The organism is Rheinheimera sp. A13L, assembly GCF_000217935.1.
GTDB lineage: Bacteria > Pseudomonadota > Gammaproteobacteria > Enterobacterales > Alteromonadaceae > Pararheinheimera.
The window spans coordinates 1-16,317 of sequence record NZ_AFHI01000072.1 but is presented as its reverse complement, the minus strand read 5'-3'; the positions used below and the strand labels follow the sequence as shown (position 1 = coordinate 16,317).

Genomic DNA, 16,317 nt, shown 5'->3' with positions numbered 1-16,317 from the left:
GACAAAGTGACAACAGAAACTGCGGTACCTCAAGACAGGCTAAAGCTGCGCGAAAAAGTCGGTTATGGCCTGGGCGATATGGGTTTTAACTTCTATTGGGCCAATATCTCTGCCTTTTTATTAATTTTCTACACAGATGTGTTTGGTATTTCAGCGGCTGCCGCCGGCACCATGATGCTGATCACTAAAATCATCGATGCTTTTACCGACCCTATGATGGGCGCTTTAGCAGACAGAACCAAAAGCCGTTTTGGTAAGTTCCGGCCTTATTTATTGTGGTTAGCTTTGCCTTTAGCTGGTGCTGGTGTGTTGACCTACAGCACGCCAGACTTAGGCCCAGGCGGTAAACTGGTATGGGCTTATTGTACCTATAGTTTGCTGATGCTGACCTACACAGCTATCAATATTCCTTATTCAGCCTTGTCTGGTGTGATGACCCGTAACAGTCAGGAGCGCACTACTTTAGTTAGCTTCCGTTTTATTGGCGGTTTTACCGGCGGTATTCTGGTGACTTATTTAACCCCTAAACTGGTTGTGTTATTAGGCCAGGGTGATGAAATCTTAGGCTGGCAGCTGACCATGGGCGTTTTTGGTGTGGCTGCTGCTTTGTTGTTTATTTTTACTTTTCTCAGCACCAAAGAACGTATTCAGCCGGTCAGCGAAAATAACAGTGCTGTGAGGCAGGATTTACTTGATTTAAAAAACAACAAACCCTGGCTGGTGCTCTTTAGCTTAGCGCTGATCATTATGATCACTATCACTATGAGAGCCAGCAGCGGTGTGTATTACTTTAAATACTATGTGGAGCGGCCTGAACTGGTGGGCGAGTTTTTATCCTCTTATATGTTTGCTTTGGCTTTAGGCGCTGCTTCTACGCCTTTAATGACTAAGTTTATGGATAAAAAGCCGCTGATGATGCTGCTGATGAGCCTGGCCGGTCTGTTTTCTATCAGCTTGTTTTTTGTACCAGCCGACCAGGTAGGTTTAATTTTTGCCATCAATCTGGCTATAGGTTTTGTGTTGGGGCCTAAGTCTCCTTTGGCCTTTTCTATGTATGCCGACACTGCAGATTACAACGAATGGCGCACTGGCCGTCGTGCTACAGCTATGACCTTTTCAGCCGCTACCTTTTCACAAAAGCTTGGCGGGGCTATTGCCTCAGCAGTAATTGGCTGGTTATTGGCACTGATAGGTTATGTGGCTAACACTGAACAAAGTGCCGGCTCACAACTGGGTATTTTACTCATGGTTTCAGTGATCCCTGGCTTAGTGGCCTTTTTGGCTGCTTTTGTGATGCGCTTTTACCATTTAGATGAAAAACAATTGCTGACCATTCAGCAAGAACTGGATCAGCGTAAATCAGCACCCTTTGTAAAAAATGACGTAGTCGGAGTGTCGGAGTAACTATGAAGAAGTTGATGCAAGCCACAGAAAGCGGCCAGCGTTATGAATTGTACAGCGCCACTGCGATGCCACAGGCTGCGGCTTTTTTATGGAACAAGGTGATGATGATCCAGCAAAACTGCCGTGGTTACGCCACAGCGCAGTTTATGCAGCCAGAACCCGCCAAATATGCCCATGCGCCGAACTTAGAAGCTAAAACTTTTATGCAGCCGGAGCAGCCCTATTATGCTCATCATCCGGGCCGTTTTGTGTATATCAAAGATGAAAACAGCGGTGAAATCTGGTCTGTGCCGTACGAGCCGGTACGCAAAGAAGCCCAAAATTTTGTGTTTTCAGCGGGCAAGTCGGATATCCGCTGGCAGCTCACACTGGACTCAGGTTTAACGGTGGAATGGCTGTTGACCTTAACGCCAGATCAACCGCTGGAGTTATGGCAACTGACGGTACGCAATGATTCAAAGCAGAACCGTTCTTTAAGCTTGTATCCGTATTTCCCTGTTGGTTATATGTCCTGGATGAACCAGTCTGGCCGTTATGATGCCGATTTAAAAGCCATTATCTGCTCATCAGTCACGCCTTATCAAAAGTATCCGGATTACTTTAAAAACAAGTTCTTAAAAGACAAAACCTTCTTATTGGCTGAGCGCACACCGGATTTCTGGGAAGTGAACCAGCAACAGTTCGAAGGGCAGGGCGGTTTACATGCACCTTCTGCAGTGCAACAACCGTTTTTAGCTTGTGGCGATTCAGACTACGAAACGCCTGCTTGTGTGATGCAGTACATAGTATCTTTAGCTTCAGGCCAAACCGAACAATACCGTTTTGTGTTTGGTCCTGCTTATGACAAGGCGGAAGTTGCGCACATTCGTCAGCAAGTGTTTGGCACGCCAGAGAGTTTTGATCAAATCCAGCAGGCGTATGCCGCCTATGTAGCCCAGGCTGTGCCTTGCTTAGAAATCGACACGCCGGATCAAGAGCTGAATAACTATGTCAACCATTGGCTGGCGCGTCAGGTGTATTACCACGGCGACGTCAACCGTTTAACCACAGATCCACAAAGCCGTAATTATCTGCAGGATAATATGGGCATGAGCTATCTGGCTCCTGCTGTGGCTCGTCAGGCCTTTTTAACGGCCTTATCGCAGCAGCATCTGTCGGGTGAAATGCCGGATGGTATCTTGTTGCACAAAGACGCCGAACTGAAATACATCAACCAGGTGCCTCATACCGATCAATGCGTCTGGTTACCTGTCTGTATCAGTGCTTATCTGGCTGAAACCAACGATTACGCGCTGTTAAGCGAAAAAGTAGCCTATAAAGACTCGAGAGAGCAACACACAGTAGCTGAACATATCCATCGCGCTATGGGTTGGTTATGGCTGAAAAAAGATGAGCGCTGCTTAAGTTATATCGAGCAGGGCGACTGGTGTGACCCAATGAATATGGTGGGTTACAAAGGCAAAGGGGTATCGGGTTGGCTCAGCTTAGCCGCAGCTTATGCGCTGAACGTCTGGGCGCAAATTTGCCGTGATTTAAACTTTGACGAACAAGCCTCTTTGTATCAGCAACAGGCCAGTGAATTTAACGCCGCCGTTAATCAGTATTTATGGGATGGCAACTGGTATGGCCGTGGTATCACAGACGATAACGTCGTCTTTGGCACCAGCAAAGATACCGAAGGCCGTATTTATCTGAACCCACAAAGCTGGGCGTTATTAAGTGGTGCCGCCAACAGCGAACAACAGCAGCAACTGTTAAAAGCCGTAGAGCAGCAATTGCATACACCTTATGGTCCGCAAATGCTGGCGCCTGCTTATACAGCCATGCGTGAAGACGTGGGCCGGGTCACCCAAAAATACCCGGGTTCAGCAGAAAATGGCTCGGTGTATAACCATGCTGCGGCTTTTTATCTGTTTGCTTTGTATCAGGTGAATGAAGCCGACAAAGCCTATCAGGTATTAAAACAAATGCTGCCGTCGGACGATCCACAGGATCAGTTACAACGGGGTCAGTTGCCGGTATTTATTCCAAATTATTACCGTGGCGCTTACCAGACATTACCGCGCACCGCAGGCCGCTCCAGCCAGCTGTTTAATACAGGCACTGTGCACTGGGTATACCGCTGCTTAGTCGAAGGTTTGTTTGGCGTGAAGGGTAACCAACAAGGTTTAACTTTGGCGCCTCAACTGCCTGCCAGCTGGAACAAAGCCACTGTGTTACGCCGTTTCCGTGGCGCAGACTTCCATATTCGTTTTGAACGGGTTGCTGATGTCACAGCTCCAACACTCTGGCTAGACGGTGTGCAGCAGGCGGAGTTGGCGGTACGTACTATCACCGCAGGCCAAAGTTATCAGCTACTGCTGCAATTGCCGATTATAACTTCAGAGGGAACAGCATGATCCGTATAGGTTTATTAGGCGCAGCCCGTATTGCCGACCAGGCTATTATTCAGCCTGCCGCTTTGCGTAATGATGTGGTGATAGCAGCAGTGGCAGCATCGAATCTTGAAAAAGCTCAGGCTTTTGCGCAGCAGTTTGGTATAGAGCACGCATTTGGCAGTTATGACGAGCTTATTGCCCGCGATGATATCGATTTAATTTACAACGCCTTACCACCATCTTTGCACGCGAAATGGTCAATCAGAGCTTTATTGCATGGTAAACACGTTTTGTGCGAAAAGCCTTTTGCCATGGACGCCGAAGAAGCCAAAGCTATGGTGGCGGCTGCAGATGCCAGTGGCCGTTTGCTGATTGAAGCCTATCACTACCGCTTTCATCCGGTGTTTGCGGAAGTAGAGCGCTTAGTAAAGAGTGGCGAGCTTGGCACTATTCACACAGTGCGCAGCAATTTTTCAGTGCGTATTGCCGAAACACCAGGTTCTTTGCGCCATAACGCGCCTTTAGGTGGCGGCGCTTTAATGGATTTAGGCTGCTACCCACTGCACTGGTTACGCACTTTATTTGGCGGCACTCCAGAGATTTTATGGGCCGACGCCATTTGCCCTAAACCCCAACTCGATAGCAGCTTCGAGCTTCGCCTGCAGTTCCCGAACGGCCCGCTTTGTTATGTCGGCTGCGCTATGAGCGAACATCTAAGCCGTCACCACGACGCATCCTTGTATCTTGAAGGCGACAAAGGCCAACTAGAAGTTCTGAACCTGGTCGCCCCCCATCAAGGCCACAAGTTGTGCCTCACCAAAAACGGCGAGGCTCATGAGTATCAAATCAACGGCGACACCACCTACGACCACCAATTGGCGCATGTAATAGCCTGCATCAAAGGCGAAACCAAGCCGCTGACAGGTGGTCAGGATGCGATCGACCAAATGCAACTGATTGATGATGCTTATAAAGCGGCGGGGTTGTTGCCGCGGGGGCTTTGTAAGTAGCTTTGGGTGTTAATGCTGAATTTGGAAGCCGCTTTTTATAGCGCTTAGCTAGTCAGGTCTATTTATTCGAATAGGACTATATTCCTACTAAGCTACGCTTTTATAGGAATATAGTCCCATTTTTACTTTCCAAATCAGGCACTACCTTAGATTGAAATAAACCATAAACCGGACTATATTCCCTATATAGCTCAAATAAAGGGAATATAGTCCCATTTTGGATGGTTTTTATGTCAAAGCGCGATATGCACAGAGTGTTATTTCCTAAACAGCAAAAAATCCTCGCTACTTTTGGTGAAGACTTGCTGTTAGCGACCAGACGCCGTGGTTTTAATAAACAAACCATCTGTGACAGAACAGGCTTTGATAACAAGACTGTCAGTAAAGTATTTGCCGGTGATCCAGGTGTCTCCATAGGGGCCTATCTGAAGGTCATGGCAGTGTTGGGTATGGAAGATAATTTTGCTGAAGTGGCTGCACATGATGAAGTTGGTACCAAACTGCAAAACATCCAGCTGTTGGAGCGCTCACGATGAACCGAACTCTGGTCGACGTTTATGCAGCATGGATGCCGATAACAAAGCCTTTACAGATAGGGCAACTGACTTTTGCTGAAACAACCAGAGGTGGCATTTTTAGTTTTGCCTACGACAAAAGTTTTCTCAGTTCTAAATATCGTCTGCAAATCGACCCACTGTTAGCGCTGCATAGAGGTGAGCATTATAACGACTTGCCAGATCAAAACTTTCGTGCCTTTTTAGACTCATCGCCAGACCGTTGGGGGCGTTTATTAATGCAACGACGGGCTGCGATTGAACATCGTAAAGGCATTCGGGCTTCGGCCAGATTAACAGAGCTTGATTACCTGTTAGGTGTGCATGATTCCTATCGAATGGGCGGGATCCGCTTTAAAACTGCCGGATCACCAGACTTTCTGGACAACAACGCGGAGTTTGCTGCTCCACCTATCACATCACTCAGAGAGCTTGAATATGCTGCGATGAAAATTGAGCAGGATAAAAACATCGACAGTGACGAATACTACCGCTGGTTAAAGATGTTGATTTCTCCAGGTTCATCATTGGGTGGAGCCAGACCTAAAGCTTGTGTGACTGATGCTGATAACAACCTTTGGATAGCCAAATTTCCTAATCAAAACGATAACTTCGACGTTGGTGCCTGGGAAATGTTGTGCCATGAACTTGCGCTTGCCTCTGGCATTGATATGTTTCCCTGCAGCGTACAGCGTTTTTCTTCCAACCATCATACGTTTTTGACCAAACGCTTTGATCGGGTGGGTGACCAACGAATTCACTTTTCCTCGGCCATGACGCAGCTGCAATACTATGATGGTGAGCATTCAGCAGGAGCAAGCTACCTGGAAATCGCAGAGTTCCTGAGTAACAACGGCGCCCAGACTAAAGCAGACCTTGCTCAGTTGTGGCGGCGAATAGTGTTTAATATTGCAGTGTCGAATACCGACGATCATTTACGAAACCACGGTTTCTTATTGACGGAAAAAGGCTGGAAACTTTCTCCCGCTTACGATTTAAACCCAAGCCATGACAAACAAGGTTTGCATCTGAACATTACCGACAACTCCAACGCCTTAGATTACCAGCTGGCTTTTGAAGTGAGAGATTTCTTCCGTTTAAGTGAAGCTGAAGCTATCGCTATTTATGACGAAGTACTCAGTAAGGTGAAGCACTGGCAAGCCGTGGCAACCAAACTGGGGATCAACCGCAGTGAGCAAATCACTAAGCAAGGGGCTTTCAACCTTTAGCACCGTATTATTCAGGGCAGTGTTGTTTTGCTTTTGTGGTTAACCGAGGAATAATTCAGAGCATATCAGTATGAAAACAGGCCGTAACGATCCTTGCCCTTGCGGCAGTGGTAAAAAATACAAACAGTGCTGCATCAATGCGGTATCAAAGCAGCATGCAGAAATGTTCGGCGACATAGCGCAAGTCGTAGCGATGAACCCAAACCTGAATTTGGACGAATTGAATCTGGTGGCTCAGCATAAAATGGCGGAGCGTAACAACAAGCCTCATGCTGAGTTTTGTGGTCTGTCACCCACGCAGATGGAAAACTGGTTGTATGCGCCTTTGAGCGAATTAGCTCTGGTCAAAATCACCACACCAGTTGATTTATCCGCCAGCCCTGTGATGTGTTATTTGGCTTTGATGCTTGATGAAGCTATAGAACAAGGTGGATCTTTTAAGGCGACTACCAAAGGCAATCTTCCTGCCAAATTAGTAAAGCAAGCCAGTGAGCTGTTGCCTGAATTTGCGGTAGCCCGGTTTGAAACAGACCCCAGTATCAGCGAATTTTCTGGCAGCAACGAAGATAAATTTAATGCTCTGCATTACAGCCGATTACTGGCTGAACTTGCAGGTATTCTTTATAAAAAAACTGGCAGTTTTTATGTGAAAAAAGCGGCGATAAAACAATACCAGCAGCAGGGTATTAGCGCTTTTTTCTGGCCTATGCTGGAGGTGGCTATCAAACAATACAACTGGGCTTATCTGGATGGTTGGAGTGAGCAGGTTAAGCTGCAACCCTTCTGGCTTTTTATGCTGTGGCGTTTGCAAAGCCATGCCTCTGTCGAAAAGCTGAATGAAGAAGTGTGTGTCGCATTTCCAGCTCTGCTTCAGCAACTGCCGGATGAGCACTATTTCTCACCAGAAGAGCAACTCGGAAAAATGATTGAATCGCGTTTTGTGGTACGTTTTTTACAATTCTGGGGTTTTGTGACTTTAGACCCAAGACTGTACGTGAATGGGGTGAAGGTGCAGAGAAAGGCCAGCATAGAACCGCTGTTGCTGCAGAGTTTTAGCTTTTCTATTTAACTTATGTTGCGGGAAAGAAAAGTTGGAACTGCAGCTTCGTATACTTGAGTAAAACAGGCTCAGTCGATCTAAGTTTGCACTTCAGATACTGAGGAGTTTTTTAAGCCTGGCATAAGATATCGCGTGTTTTTCTGCGGACATATTATTCAGATTGTGCAGCTTCCAGCGCACAGCAGGCAACTGGTCGATACCCGAAAGCCCGAGTAGCGACCAATCTGGAGTACGATTTTTGAAGGATAGTAGGAACGCCCGTTCTTCTGTTGTCAGTGAAGTATTGATTCTATGTACTAACTGCAACAATGCGGCGTTCAGATCAACCAAAGGTATATCCTGCTCTGTCATAGTGCGAAACTCCCCTTCGTAGGTTGCTGTAATATCTTTGATATGTGGATCTAGCAGCTCTGCGATAGGGCGAGGGTGGCTAATCATGTATACCAGCACTGCTTTACGTAGGTCCTGAGTTAGCCCTTCGTTTTCAAGCAACTGCTTGATATCAAAAAGGTCACGAGGGTGTTGGCGATCCAGCGCTGCGCATATTTTGCCTGCATACAGATCAGCGAAACTCACTACGGTCATTTCGGCAAAACCGAATTCGGCCTCTACTGCTGCGCTGACAGGTATGACTTCAGGTGGATAAACTGTGCCTCGTAGTACAGGAGATAATTCTATTTTAATTTGTACAGTCCTTCTCTCCACCAGTAGACGCAAGGCATCTTCTTTCTCCTCAAAGGATCGGATAACCAAGGTATTGTCGAGACCTGCCATGATATTAGTCGAGAGAGTTTCCAGATTGGTTTTTATGGTTTCTAAAGCCTCAGGCCTGTCCATCATCGGTAGAAAAACCAGATCAATATCAACCGATAATCGTGGAAAGTCACGAACGAACAAATTGATAGCAGTGCCTCCTTTCAGCGCGAAACAACTGTGCTTGGCTACAAAAGGAATAACCTGCAGTAAAAGCTGAGCTTGCCGGTAGTAACGACTTTGCCTGTCCATTTGTTACATCTCCTTGGGCACAGTAATTTGCCATAGGGGCTCTAGTCTGCCGTCCTTCGCTATCAGCCGTTTGCCTGTGCCAAGTGAATAGTGCTCAGGGGTAAGGTGCTTGAACCAGGCATGTTGGTGTTTTACAGCCAGCCATAGAAAGAGTCTTTTGGCTTTAATACTGAAGCAGGCTTTGAGTAATTCGTCCAGCTTGCGTGGTGACAGGTTGTGCAGCCCTTGCATTAACTGGTTTGCATGTTCAAAGCTGATGGTTGCCGGAACATTGGCAAGTATCTCCAGTATGGCTTTTTCCGGACAAGAATACCGCAGTGGAGGAAGTGATTCCTGCCAGGTTTCCTGCCGGAGATACTCGTTGTTTTGCATCAGGGTTTCCGGCCAAAGGCGGCGTGTGCCGTGCCACTCAAACTGCGCCTGAATTTCTATTCTGTTCAACCACTTGGGAAGTACCAGATCAGAATACAGCTGAACTTGTGGCTTGCTTCCCTTGGACAAGTAATGGCCGAGACCTTCCAACTCCAATGCAGTTAAACCTCCAACATGAACCGGGGTTTCAGACATCAACTGCAAAGAAGTCACTATACCCTGCCATGACAGTCGAGCTTCTTGTCGCGCGTAAACACCAGCTGCGAGTGGGATTAAAGTTCGGCTGCGCACCGCATTATCCAAAAAGTGCAGATTGAATCCTTGCTCCACCAGCCATGATTTGGTTGCAATGAGATCCAGAGGCAGCACCTTCTGCAGTTGTTGTCTGGCCTGAGTATTCAGCATAGTGGGCCTTAACTAGTTTGGTAATTAGCAAATGTACGTCAATTATTGACGTGTTTTGTTGCTTTTTCAAACTGAATCAAGGGTGATGGTTTGCTGATTCAGTTTTTTACGTCAATTAATGACGTGAAAAGTGATGTTTTCAAACTTTATTCCTATTTAGGCATAGTATTATTGAAATATAGTCCTATTTTTGTTCTTCGATTCAGGCTTTGGTGAGATTGTAGGGCCGTTATTGTGCACTGAGGTGGACTGAGTTTCAGTCCGTTTTTATGTCGTATCAGTCGCTATTATTTTACGGCGTAGCAGCTAGTACGATATCCTGGAACAACTTGCTAAACCCCAAATCTTTATGCAGAGCATTCACTGCGCCAGCGCCAGAATGAAAAGGATTTTTTAATGCAGCAAATTGGCCTTTACGAGCAATTGATCACTCAGTTGGTTGAACGGAACTTGGATCGAACACGATTTTACGTCGGTGAGCGAGAGCTGTCTTCTAATGAGGCCTCAGTTTGGTTATCCCGCTTTCTCAGTAAAATTATGGAATTTGCTGTAGCCTCAGTTCCAACGGGTGACGATCGGTTAAAGCTGCAAATTGAGCTCGCTAACCAGATGCTGATGTGGCTGAAGGATAAAATTCAAGATGATGGTTTTATTGAAGAAAATTTACTAAGTAGCAGAGGAAAAATTCTGACAGCGTTGTACAGGCTAGATAACCCAATAGCTGCTGATTTACAGAAGTATGTTGAGGACATATTCCCGCTGACGGGTTTGACTGAGAGCGAGTTGTTTTGTGGTAGCAATGCAGGTTTGTCGCTGGAGTCTGAGCTAAAGCGTGAGATTTTGTCAGCAGATAAAATTTACTGGCTGGTGTCTTTTATTAAGTGGACTGGTATTCGTGTATTTCGCAACGAGTTGGAGTCTTTTGCGCGGAGTGGCCGTGAGCTGAAAATTATTACCACGTCTTATATGGGAGCTACAGATGCTAAGGCGGTTGAGTATCTGGCAAGCTTACCTAACACTGAAGTGAAATTGAGCTACAACACTGAACGTGAGCGGCTACATGCCAAAAGCTATCTATTTTTACGTCATACAGGTTTCCACACAGGATACATTGGTTCATCCAATCTATCGCACTCTGCACTGACGAACGGCCTTGAGTGGAATCTGAAAATCACATCGCAGGAAATTCCACATATTATTGATAAGTCACTGAACACTTTTGAAACCTATTGGCAATCCAGCGAGTTTGAACTATTTGATGGCCAAGTCGAGAGTCGCGAGAAGCTCAAGTTAGCATTAAAGACTGCCCGAGGTAGTGTTAGCGAAGGTCATCAGCATTATTTTGATCTAAAACCCTTTCCACACCAACTCGAAATTTTGGAACAACTTAGCATCGAGCGACAAATTCACAATAGGTTTCGTAACTTAGTGGTCGCAGCAACTGGTACTGGCAAGACCCTCATTTCCGCATTTGATTTCACCCGATTTATAAAAGAAAAACCAGATGCTAAGTTTTTATTTATTGCGCATAAAGAGGAGATCTTAATTCAAGCGCGTCAGGCTTATCGTGGCGTGTTGAAATGCGGCCAGTTTGGTGAGTTATGGGTTGGCAGTCACAGACCAGAGCATCACCATCAACTATTTGTGTCGATCCAGACACTGAATAATCAATTAGATTCTATAAAGTTGTCTGCAGACTTTTATGACTATCTGGTGATTGATGAAGTGCATCATATCGCTGCCAATAGCTACCGTGCAGTGCTTGATTACTTCCAGCCTAAAATCCTATTAGGATTGACGGCTACGCCGGAACGTCATGACGGCGCAAATATTTTAGATGATTTTTGTGGTGTCATTGCTGCAGAAATACGATTGCCGGAAGCGATCAATAGGCGGCATCTCTGCCCATTCCAGTATTTTGGTATTGACGATGATACTGACCTTCGAGGCATTAGCTGGAATCGTGGCCGCTATGATATTTCGCAGCTAAGCAATCTTTACACTCATAATCAAAGCCGCGTAAATAAGATTTTGCAAAGCATGCAGCAAATCATCACTGATATCGGCTCTATGAAAGCTCTGGCCTTTTGTGTGAGTCGTGAGCACGCCACGTATATGTCCAAACAATTTTTGCTCAAAGGTATCAAAAGTGACGTATTAACCAGTGATAACAGTGACGAGCGGCAGCAAAAGCAGCAGGCGCTCCGTTCTGGCATAATCAATGTGTTATGTGTGGTTGATATCTTTAACGAAGGTGTAGATATTCCAGAAATTGATACATTGTTATTGTTACGACCTACCGAAAGTTTGACTATTTTCCTGCAACAGTTGGGACGCGGCTTGCGTCTAGCCGATGACAAAGAGTGTTGTACTGTATTAGATTTTGTTGGGAATTCACGAGCTGAATATGATTTCTCCAATAAATTCCGTGCACTGATTGGTAAAACAAATAAAGCCATTAGCGAAGAAATTAAACAAGGTTTCCCACACGCACCACTTGGCTGTCGGATTGAGCTATCGAAAATCACGCAAGAGATGGTCCTGAACAATATTCGTCAGGCGACACTGACGACTAACAGGTTAGTCGGTCTTATCAGGCAATACCCTCATAATTTTGAATTGCCGTTAACCCTTGGTAATTTTCTTAAATTACATCCACATATTGGTATCCGTGATTTATATCAACGGGGTGGGTGGAGCGAATTAGTCTCGCGTTCATTTGATGAAGTCAGAGAAAAAGATACCGATGATGTATTGGTTGAAGTATACAAACGGGCTATCAAACTCAAGATTTTGGCCTGTGACGACTATCACTATTTGGTATTCCTGAAAAAGCTCGTCTCGCACCATTTTGTTGTTGAAGGCTCTCAGAACCCACGGTTGGCGTTAATGTGTCATTACGACTTTTGGCAAAAGCCAGGTCCTGCAGTAGGTTTCGAAACACTTGAGCAAAGTTTAAATGCTTTAAACTGCCTATCTCTTAGGAATGAGTTGCTCGACGTTTTGGAGTGGAAAATCGCGCGAACTAAGCATGAACAGTTAGCTTTGGCAGGTTTACCAGAAGTGCCACTACGACTTCATGCCCGCTATACACGTGAGCAAATATTAACTGGTTTTGGAGCCATAACTTTCGAGCGACAACCTCCAGCAAGGGAAGGGGTTTATGTTATTCAAAATCAAAATATTGAGCTGTTATTTGTCACTTTAATTAAAAACGAAAAACAATTTTCTCCGACGACCATGTATCACGACTACGCCATTAATGAATCGCTGTTTCATTGGCAGTCACAAAATAGCGCACGTCCAGATCGTGGTCGAGGTTTGGATTATCTACAGCATAAAATGACGGGCAAGAGGATTTTCTTGTTTGTTCGTGAGCAAACAGACGATGAATATGGCCGTACTATGGGCTTTGTTAACTATGGTGAAGTTGAGTATGTATCACATACAGGCTCACAACCCATGAGCATTACCTGGAAGCTTCAGTCGCCTATGCCGAGCTTTATGTGGCAACAAGCGGCGAAGTTAGCTGTAGGGTAAAAAAAAGGAGAACCCTTAAGGTATAAAGCCCTGAATTTACGAAAATACAGGGCTTTGATAGCAAGCTATTGATTTTATTCGATATTTTGTATCTGTTAATTGATTTATTTTTATAAGTTATTTTAAATCAATTGCTTGTGTGTAAATTCGATATTAATTTTTGCGTTTTACTCGCCACTTTACCCACCATTTTAGGTTTGCTTTAAATATGCATTAACTGCTTACTTTCGAAAGTGGGCCATCAAATTGTTGTTCTACATAATCCAATACGTTATGCGACAGTTTTATAAAAACCGCTAACGCATCCTGCCACTGAGTGGGGATTTCAGCATACACCATAGGGCTAACATAGCTGTTGTATCGCTGCTCGAACTTAGGGTTGTCAGCTAAAAGCTGCAATCCAAAGCGCAACTCTTCAATAGGGGATCCAACCATCTGTGGATGTTGATTACCGTAGCGATCTATATCTGTGCGGATTGCTCTGGCTACCAGTGAGCCAAGTTGTTCGATATCTGAAGGTTGGGCAAGTTGGATATGGTAAGTATCGTAGATATGCCGAACTAAGGTCTCGTCATCATCCCGTTCGCTGTTGCGCTCTACACTAGCTGTTCTGCGCATCATAGAAAGCAGTTTTTCGGCTTGTGTCTCAATAATCGCAGCGCAGGATAACTGGTTAATCTCGACATCGCTTTTCAGCACACGCGAAAAAATAGACTGAATACTCCGTGGCTCAGAGGCGCTGAGTAAATCAGACTCGATAAACTCCAGTTTGATAAATGGACGTAAACAGGGAGCTTGCTGATACTCCTGTGGGTAACGGATTTCGAAACTGAAATATCTATATTCATCTAACACTAGAGGCGCAGTTTCAACAGAGAAGATTTCACTCTGTGCAATAACTGACTCAACTAGCTGCTTAGCGGCCTTGCGTGCATTTCTTTTGGCATTGCGAGATACGAGACCAGAAAAAGCATGCTTCGGGACCAGCTTTAGATCGACGTCTTCAGACATGCGATAGGTTTTAATAGCTGACTTCGCCAGTGCTGTTCCACCAGAGAACACGATGTGGTGATATTCGAGTTCAAGTGCAGATATCTGCTGCAGTAATTGCACTACGTAATAGTCTTTTTCAACAATGGCAGGGTTGCCAAGCCCTAAAGCATTCGCAACATCGACAAAGAGTGAACTATCGAACTTCGTTGACACGCTGTTTCCCTACCGCAATCTTGCGGGTAAAGCGCGAACTCTTAGGAATAATCTTCACATTTGCCGGAATTTGAGTGCTTTCGCCTGACAAATTTTTCAGAGACAAGTCATCAAGTTGATAATCAACACCTAACCTTTCCATAGCCTCTATCATTACACCGTCATTACCGGCAGGGTTGTCCGGCATTAGCTGACCAGTGATGCGATTGATTCTGGCGCGTACATACATGCCGTAGCCAATTTTCAACAGCAAGCCTTCGCGTACCAGGCTTCTGAGCCCACGGCCAACCTGATCATAATCAGCGATATCAGTAAAATCAGAACGCAGGAAAACAGAACGCTTAGAGCGCTTCACTCTGGTTTGTATTCTGTCTTGTATCGTCATCTGATACCTCCCGTTTATCGTAGTTGTAGCATAAGCAAAAATACGACAATTATCAAATGCAAAAATGCGACATCAATATCTCATTTTAATCATTATTTACCTGATGTTCTGTGGATTTTAGGTGCTTGCATTTGGCGTGTTTAGTGTGAAGCTACACTAGCCAGGAAATTGTTGATTGGTTAGGTGTAAGTTTTTAAGCTAGCTAATGTCGCTATCAAGGATTGGTTAGCCGATACAATTCTAAATTGTACTGAAAAAGGTATGAATTTGAGTTGTATTTTAACGCATGCTGGTTCAAGTAAAGTGCCAATCAGCTATTTGTTAAATGCTGTGTAATAAATTTTTGTTGCCTGAATCAAGGTTTGGTCATCAATGGGTTCACCCTTTTCATTAGCACAGAAAATAATGTCATAGAGATGAATCATTGCTTCCCTGAATTCCTCTGCTCGGTTTGATTGGTTCAATACTTGCGTTGTTTCACTTGGTGGCTGGTTGAGGGGCTGCATCAGAGAGGCTTGATCAGGCTGCATTGTCAGAGTTCTTTTTTCCTCGGTGCGCTTGGCTTTCTGCCTGTTTTTTTCTGCTACAAATTCTTGAAAGTTTTCCTTGATGAGCATTGATACTACATCAGCCTTTTTTTGTTCCTTACTCATCCGAGATAGTTTGTTTGCCACTGATTTGTCGAGACTAACCGAAAGAGAAACCACATCCTTTTTCTGACGATGTTTTCTTATCCGCCAGGCATTTCCCATTCTTTGCGCGAATAGCGTGATGTCTGCGTGAGTTGGTTGTAGAGGGATAAATTGTTCGGCGATATATTGCTTCACTGCCCCTTGATAGGTGTAGTGGGAGATGCTAATGCCGTGTTTTGTTAAATACCGCTGTACCCAATTAATGGTCGCAGGCGTGTCTGAATCTAAAAAGTCGAATAGCTTGATCAATTCTGGATGGGGGATTGGCATGAAACTGTATATGATTACTTTTGTTACATGTAATGTAACATGTGTTTATTGTTCGCGCCATACAGTGTTTTAATTGGTTGTAACGTGGTAAAAGTCTAGAAATTAAAGGATTTTAATAAAGAAAAATGAATGTATTAAGCACGATGACCGGTGCAACACCCGAAACTAGGTTGATACTCATTACCTGGGCAGCTCGTTTTGGGATGAGTTTTCAAGCAGGTACTAGGGCTAAATTAGATGCTTTTGCTTTATCCACGCGTAATGTTAAAGAAGCGCTTGAATACCTTGTTCGCGAAGGTTACTTTTGGCAGGCTAGAAGCCTTTCTTCCTCCGCACTGAAGGTTAAAACCAAAGACAGTTTTGATTATGGGCTTACTATTGAAGGTTGGAGTCTATGGTGTAAATCGCTCGATAATTGTCCAGTTTGGGCTATGGAGATATGTCATCTGCTAGCTAATTCAAATCTAACAAATTCAGAGTTTCGTGATAGCTCTAAACCAATGAAAGTGTCGATACTTTTAGTTTGGGCTGTGTTAGTCAGTAAGGCGAATCAAGCAGGATATGTAGTTGGGTTCGAAAGTCTGGAGTTACAGAAGATGCTAGGCATGCCTAGGGCAAGAATTGATCGCTCTATATCAACCCTAGTTAAAGCTGGTTTTATCTCCCTTGTTGCTCCTGGTGTCGCTCGTTCAGTCTTGTTCGATCCGTTAAAACCCATTTACAAAATTCATCCCACGCGACCTGATAAAAAAACAATCAAACTTGGAGTCGATATATCTAAATAACTGATCCTAATAATGCTACACG

At 44.8% G+C, this 16,317-nt stretch carries 13 protein-coding genes; 8 read left to right on the top strand and 5 right to left on the bottom strand.

The genetic code is table 11. The features are described from left to right. The first annotated feature begins 6 nt into the window (after positions 1–6). From RHEIN_RS19575 to RHEIN_RS19550, 6 genes are all read left to right on the top strand, one after another. Positions 7–1,404, top strand: coding sequence for an MFS transporter (locus RHEIN_RS19575; protein WP_008900721.1), 1,398 nt, complete (start codon positions 7–9; stop codon positions 1,402–1,404). 2 nt (positions 1,405–1,406) lie between these two features. Further along, the gene (locus tag RHEIN_RS19570) at positions 1,407–3,803 is read left to right on the top strand and encodes a GH36-type glycosyl hydrolase domain-containing protein (RefSeq protein WP_008900720.1); all 2,397 of its coding nucleotides are present in this window, start codon (positions 1,407–1,409) and stop codon (positions 3,801–3,803) included. Then, positions 3,800–4,792, top strand: a complete 993-nt coding sequence (locus tag RHEIN_RS19565) for a Gfo/Idh/MocA family protein (protein WP_008900719.1) — start codon at positions 3,800–3,802, stop codon at positions 4,790–4,792. Before RHEIN_RS19570 ends, RHEIN_RS19565 begins: the two co-directional genes overlap by 4 nt. Before the next feature lie 230 nt (positions 4,793–5,022). Further along, complete coding sequence (locus tag RHEIN_RS19560; RefSeq protein ID WP_008900718.1) at positions 5,023–5,328, top strand: hypothetical protein; 306 nt, start codon at positions 5,023–5,025, stop codon at positions 5,326–5,328. After that, complete coding sequence (locus RHEIN_RS19555) at positions 5,325–6,575, top strand: type II toxin-antitoxin system HipA family toxin (RefSeq protein ID WP_008900717.1); 1,251 nt, start codon at positions 5,325–5,327, stop codon at positions 6,573–6,575. The genes RHEIN_RS19560 and RHEIN_RS19555 overlap by 4 nt, the downstream gene beginning before the upstream one ends. Before the next feature lie 70 nt (positions 6,576–6,645). Beyond that, on the top strand, positions 6,646–7,644 hold the full coding sequence (locus tag RHEIN_RS19550) for a YecA family protein (RefSeq protein ID WP_008900716.1): 999 nt from the start codon (positions 6,646–6,648) through the stop codon (positions 7,642–7,644). A gap of 81 nt (positions 7,645–7,725) precedes the next feature. Here the strand turns inward: RHEIN_RS19550 and RHEIN_RS19545 are convergent, their stop codons facing one another. Together RHEIN_RS19545 and RHEIN_RS19540 are read right to left on the bottom strand one after the other, a co-directional pair. Next, complete coding sequence (locus RHEIN_RS19545) at positions 7,726–8,640, bottom strand: nucleotidyl transferase AbiEii/AbiGii toxin family protein (protein ID WP_008900715.1); 915 nt, start codon at positions 8,638–8,640, stop codon at positions 7,726–7,728. A 3-nt stretch (positions 8,641–8,643) separates the two neighbouring features. After that, on the bottom strand, positions 8,644–9,417 hold the full coding sequence (locus RHEIN_RS19540) for a type IV toxin-antitoxin system AbiEi family antitoxin domain-containing protein (RefSeq protein WP_008900714.1): 774 nt from the start codon (positions 9,415–9,417) through the stop codon (positions 8,644–8,646). A 396-nt stretch (positions 9,418–9,813) separates the two neighbouring features. Here RHEIN_RS19540 and RHEIN_RS19535 point away from each other — a divergent pair, with 396 nt between their 5' ends. Beyond that, positions 9,814–12,957, top strand: coding sequence for a DUF3427 domain-containing protein (locus RHEIN_RS19535; protein WP_008900713.1), 3,144 nt, complete (start codon positions 9,814–9,816; stop codon positions 12,955–12,957). A gap of 213 nt (positions 12,958–13,170) precedes the next feature. Here RHEIN_RS19535 and RHEIN_RS19530 read toward each other — a convergent pair whose 3' ends face one another. From RHEIN_RS19530 to RHEIN_RS19520, 3 genes are all read right to left on the bottom strand, one after another. Further along, a complete protein-coding gene (locus RHEIN_RS19530; protein WP_008900712.1) occupies positions 13,171–14,163 on the bottom strand; it encodes a nucleotidyl transferase AbiEii/AbiGii toxin family protein in 993 nt (330 codons plus the stop codon). Then, positions 14,144–14,548: a DUF6088 family protein gene (locus RHEIN_RS20855; protein ID WP_008900711.1), complete on the bottom strand. Its 405-nt coding sequence runs from the start codon at positions 14,546–14,548 to the stop codon at positions 14,144–14,146. The genes RHEIN_RS19530 and RHEIN_RS20855 overlap by 20 nt, the downstream gene beginning before the upstream one ends. A gap of 314 nt (positions 14,549–14,862) precedes the next feature. Further along, positions 14,863–15,510 carry a hypothetical protein gene (locus RHEIN_RS19520; RefSeq protein WP_008900710.1) on the bottom strand — a complete coding sequence of 216 codons (648 nt, stop codon included), beginning with the start codon at positions 15,508–15,510 and terminating at the stop codon, positions 14,863–14,865. Positions 15,511–15,635: 125 nt separating this feature from the next. Here RHEIN_RS19520 and RHEIN_RS19515 point away from each other — a divergent pair, with 125 nt between their 5' ends. Next, positions 15,636–16,295 carry a hypothetical protein gene (locus RHEIN_RS19515; RefSeq protein ID WP_008900709.1) on the top strand — a complete coding sequence of 220 codons (660 nt, stop codon included), beginning with the start codon at positions 15,636–15,638 and terminating at the stop codon, positions 16,293–16,295. The last annotated feature ends 22 nt before the right edge of the window (positions 16,296–16,317 follow it).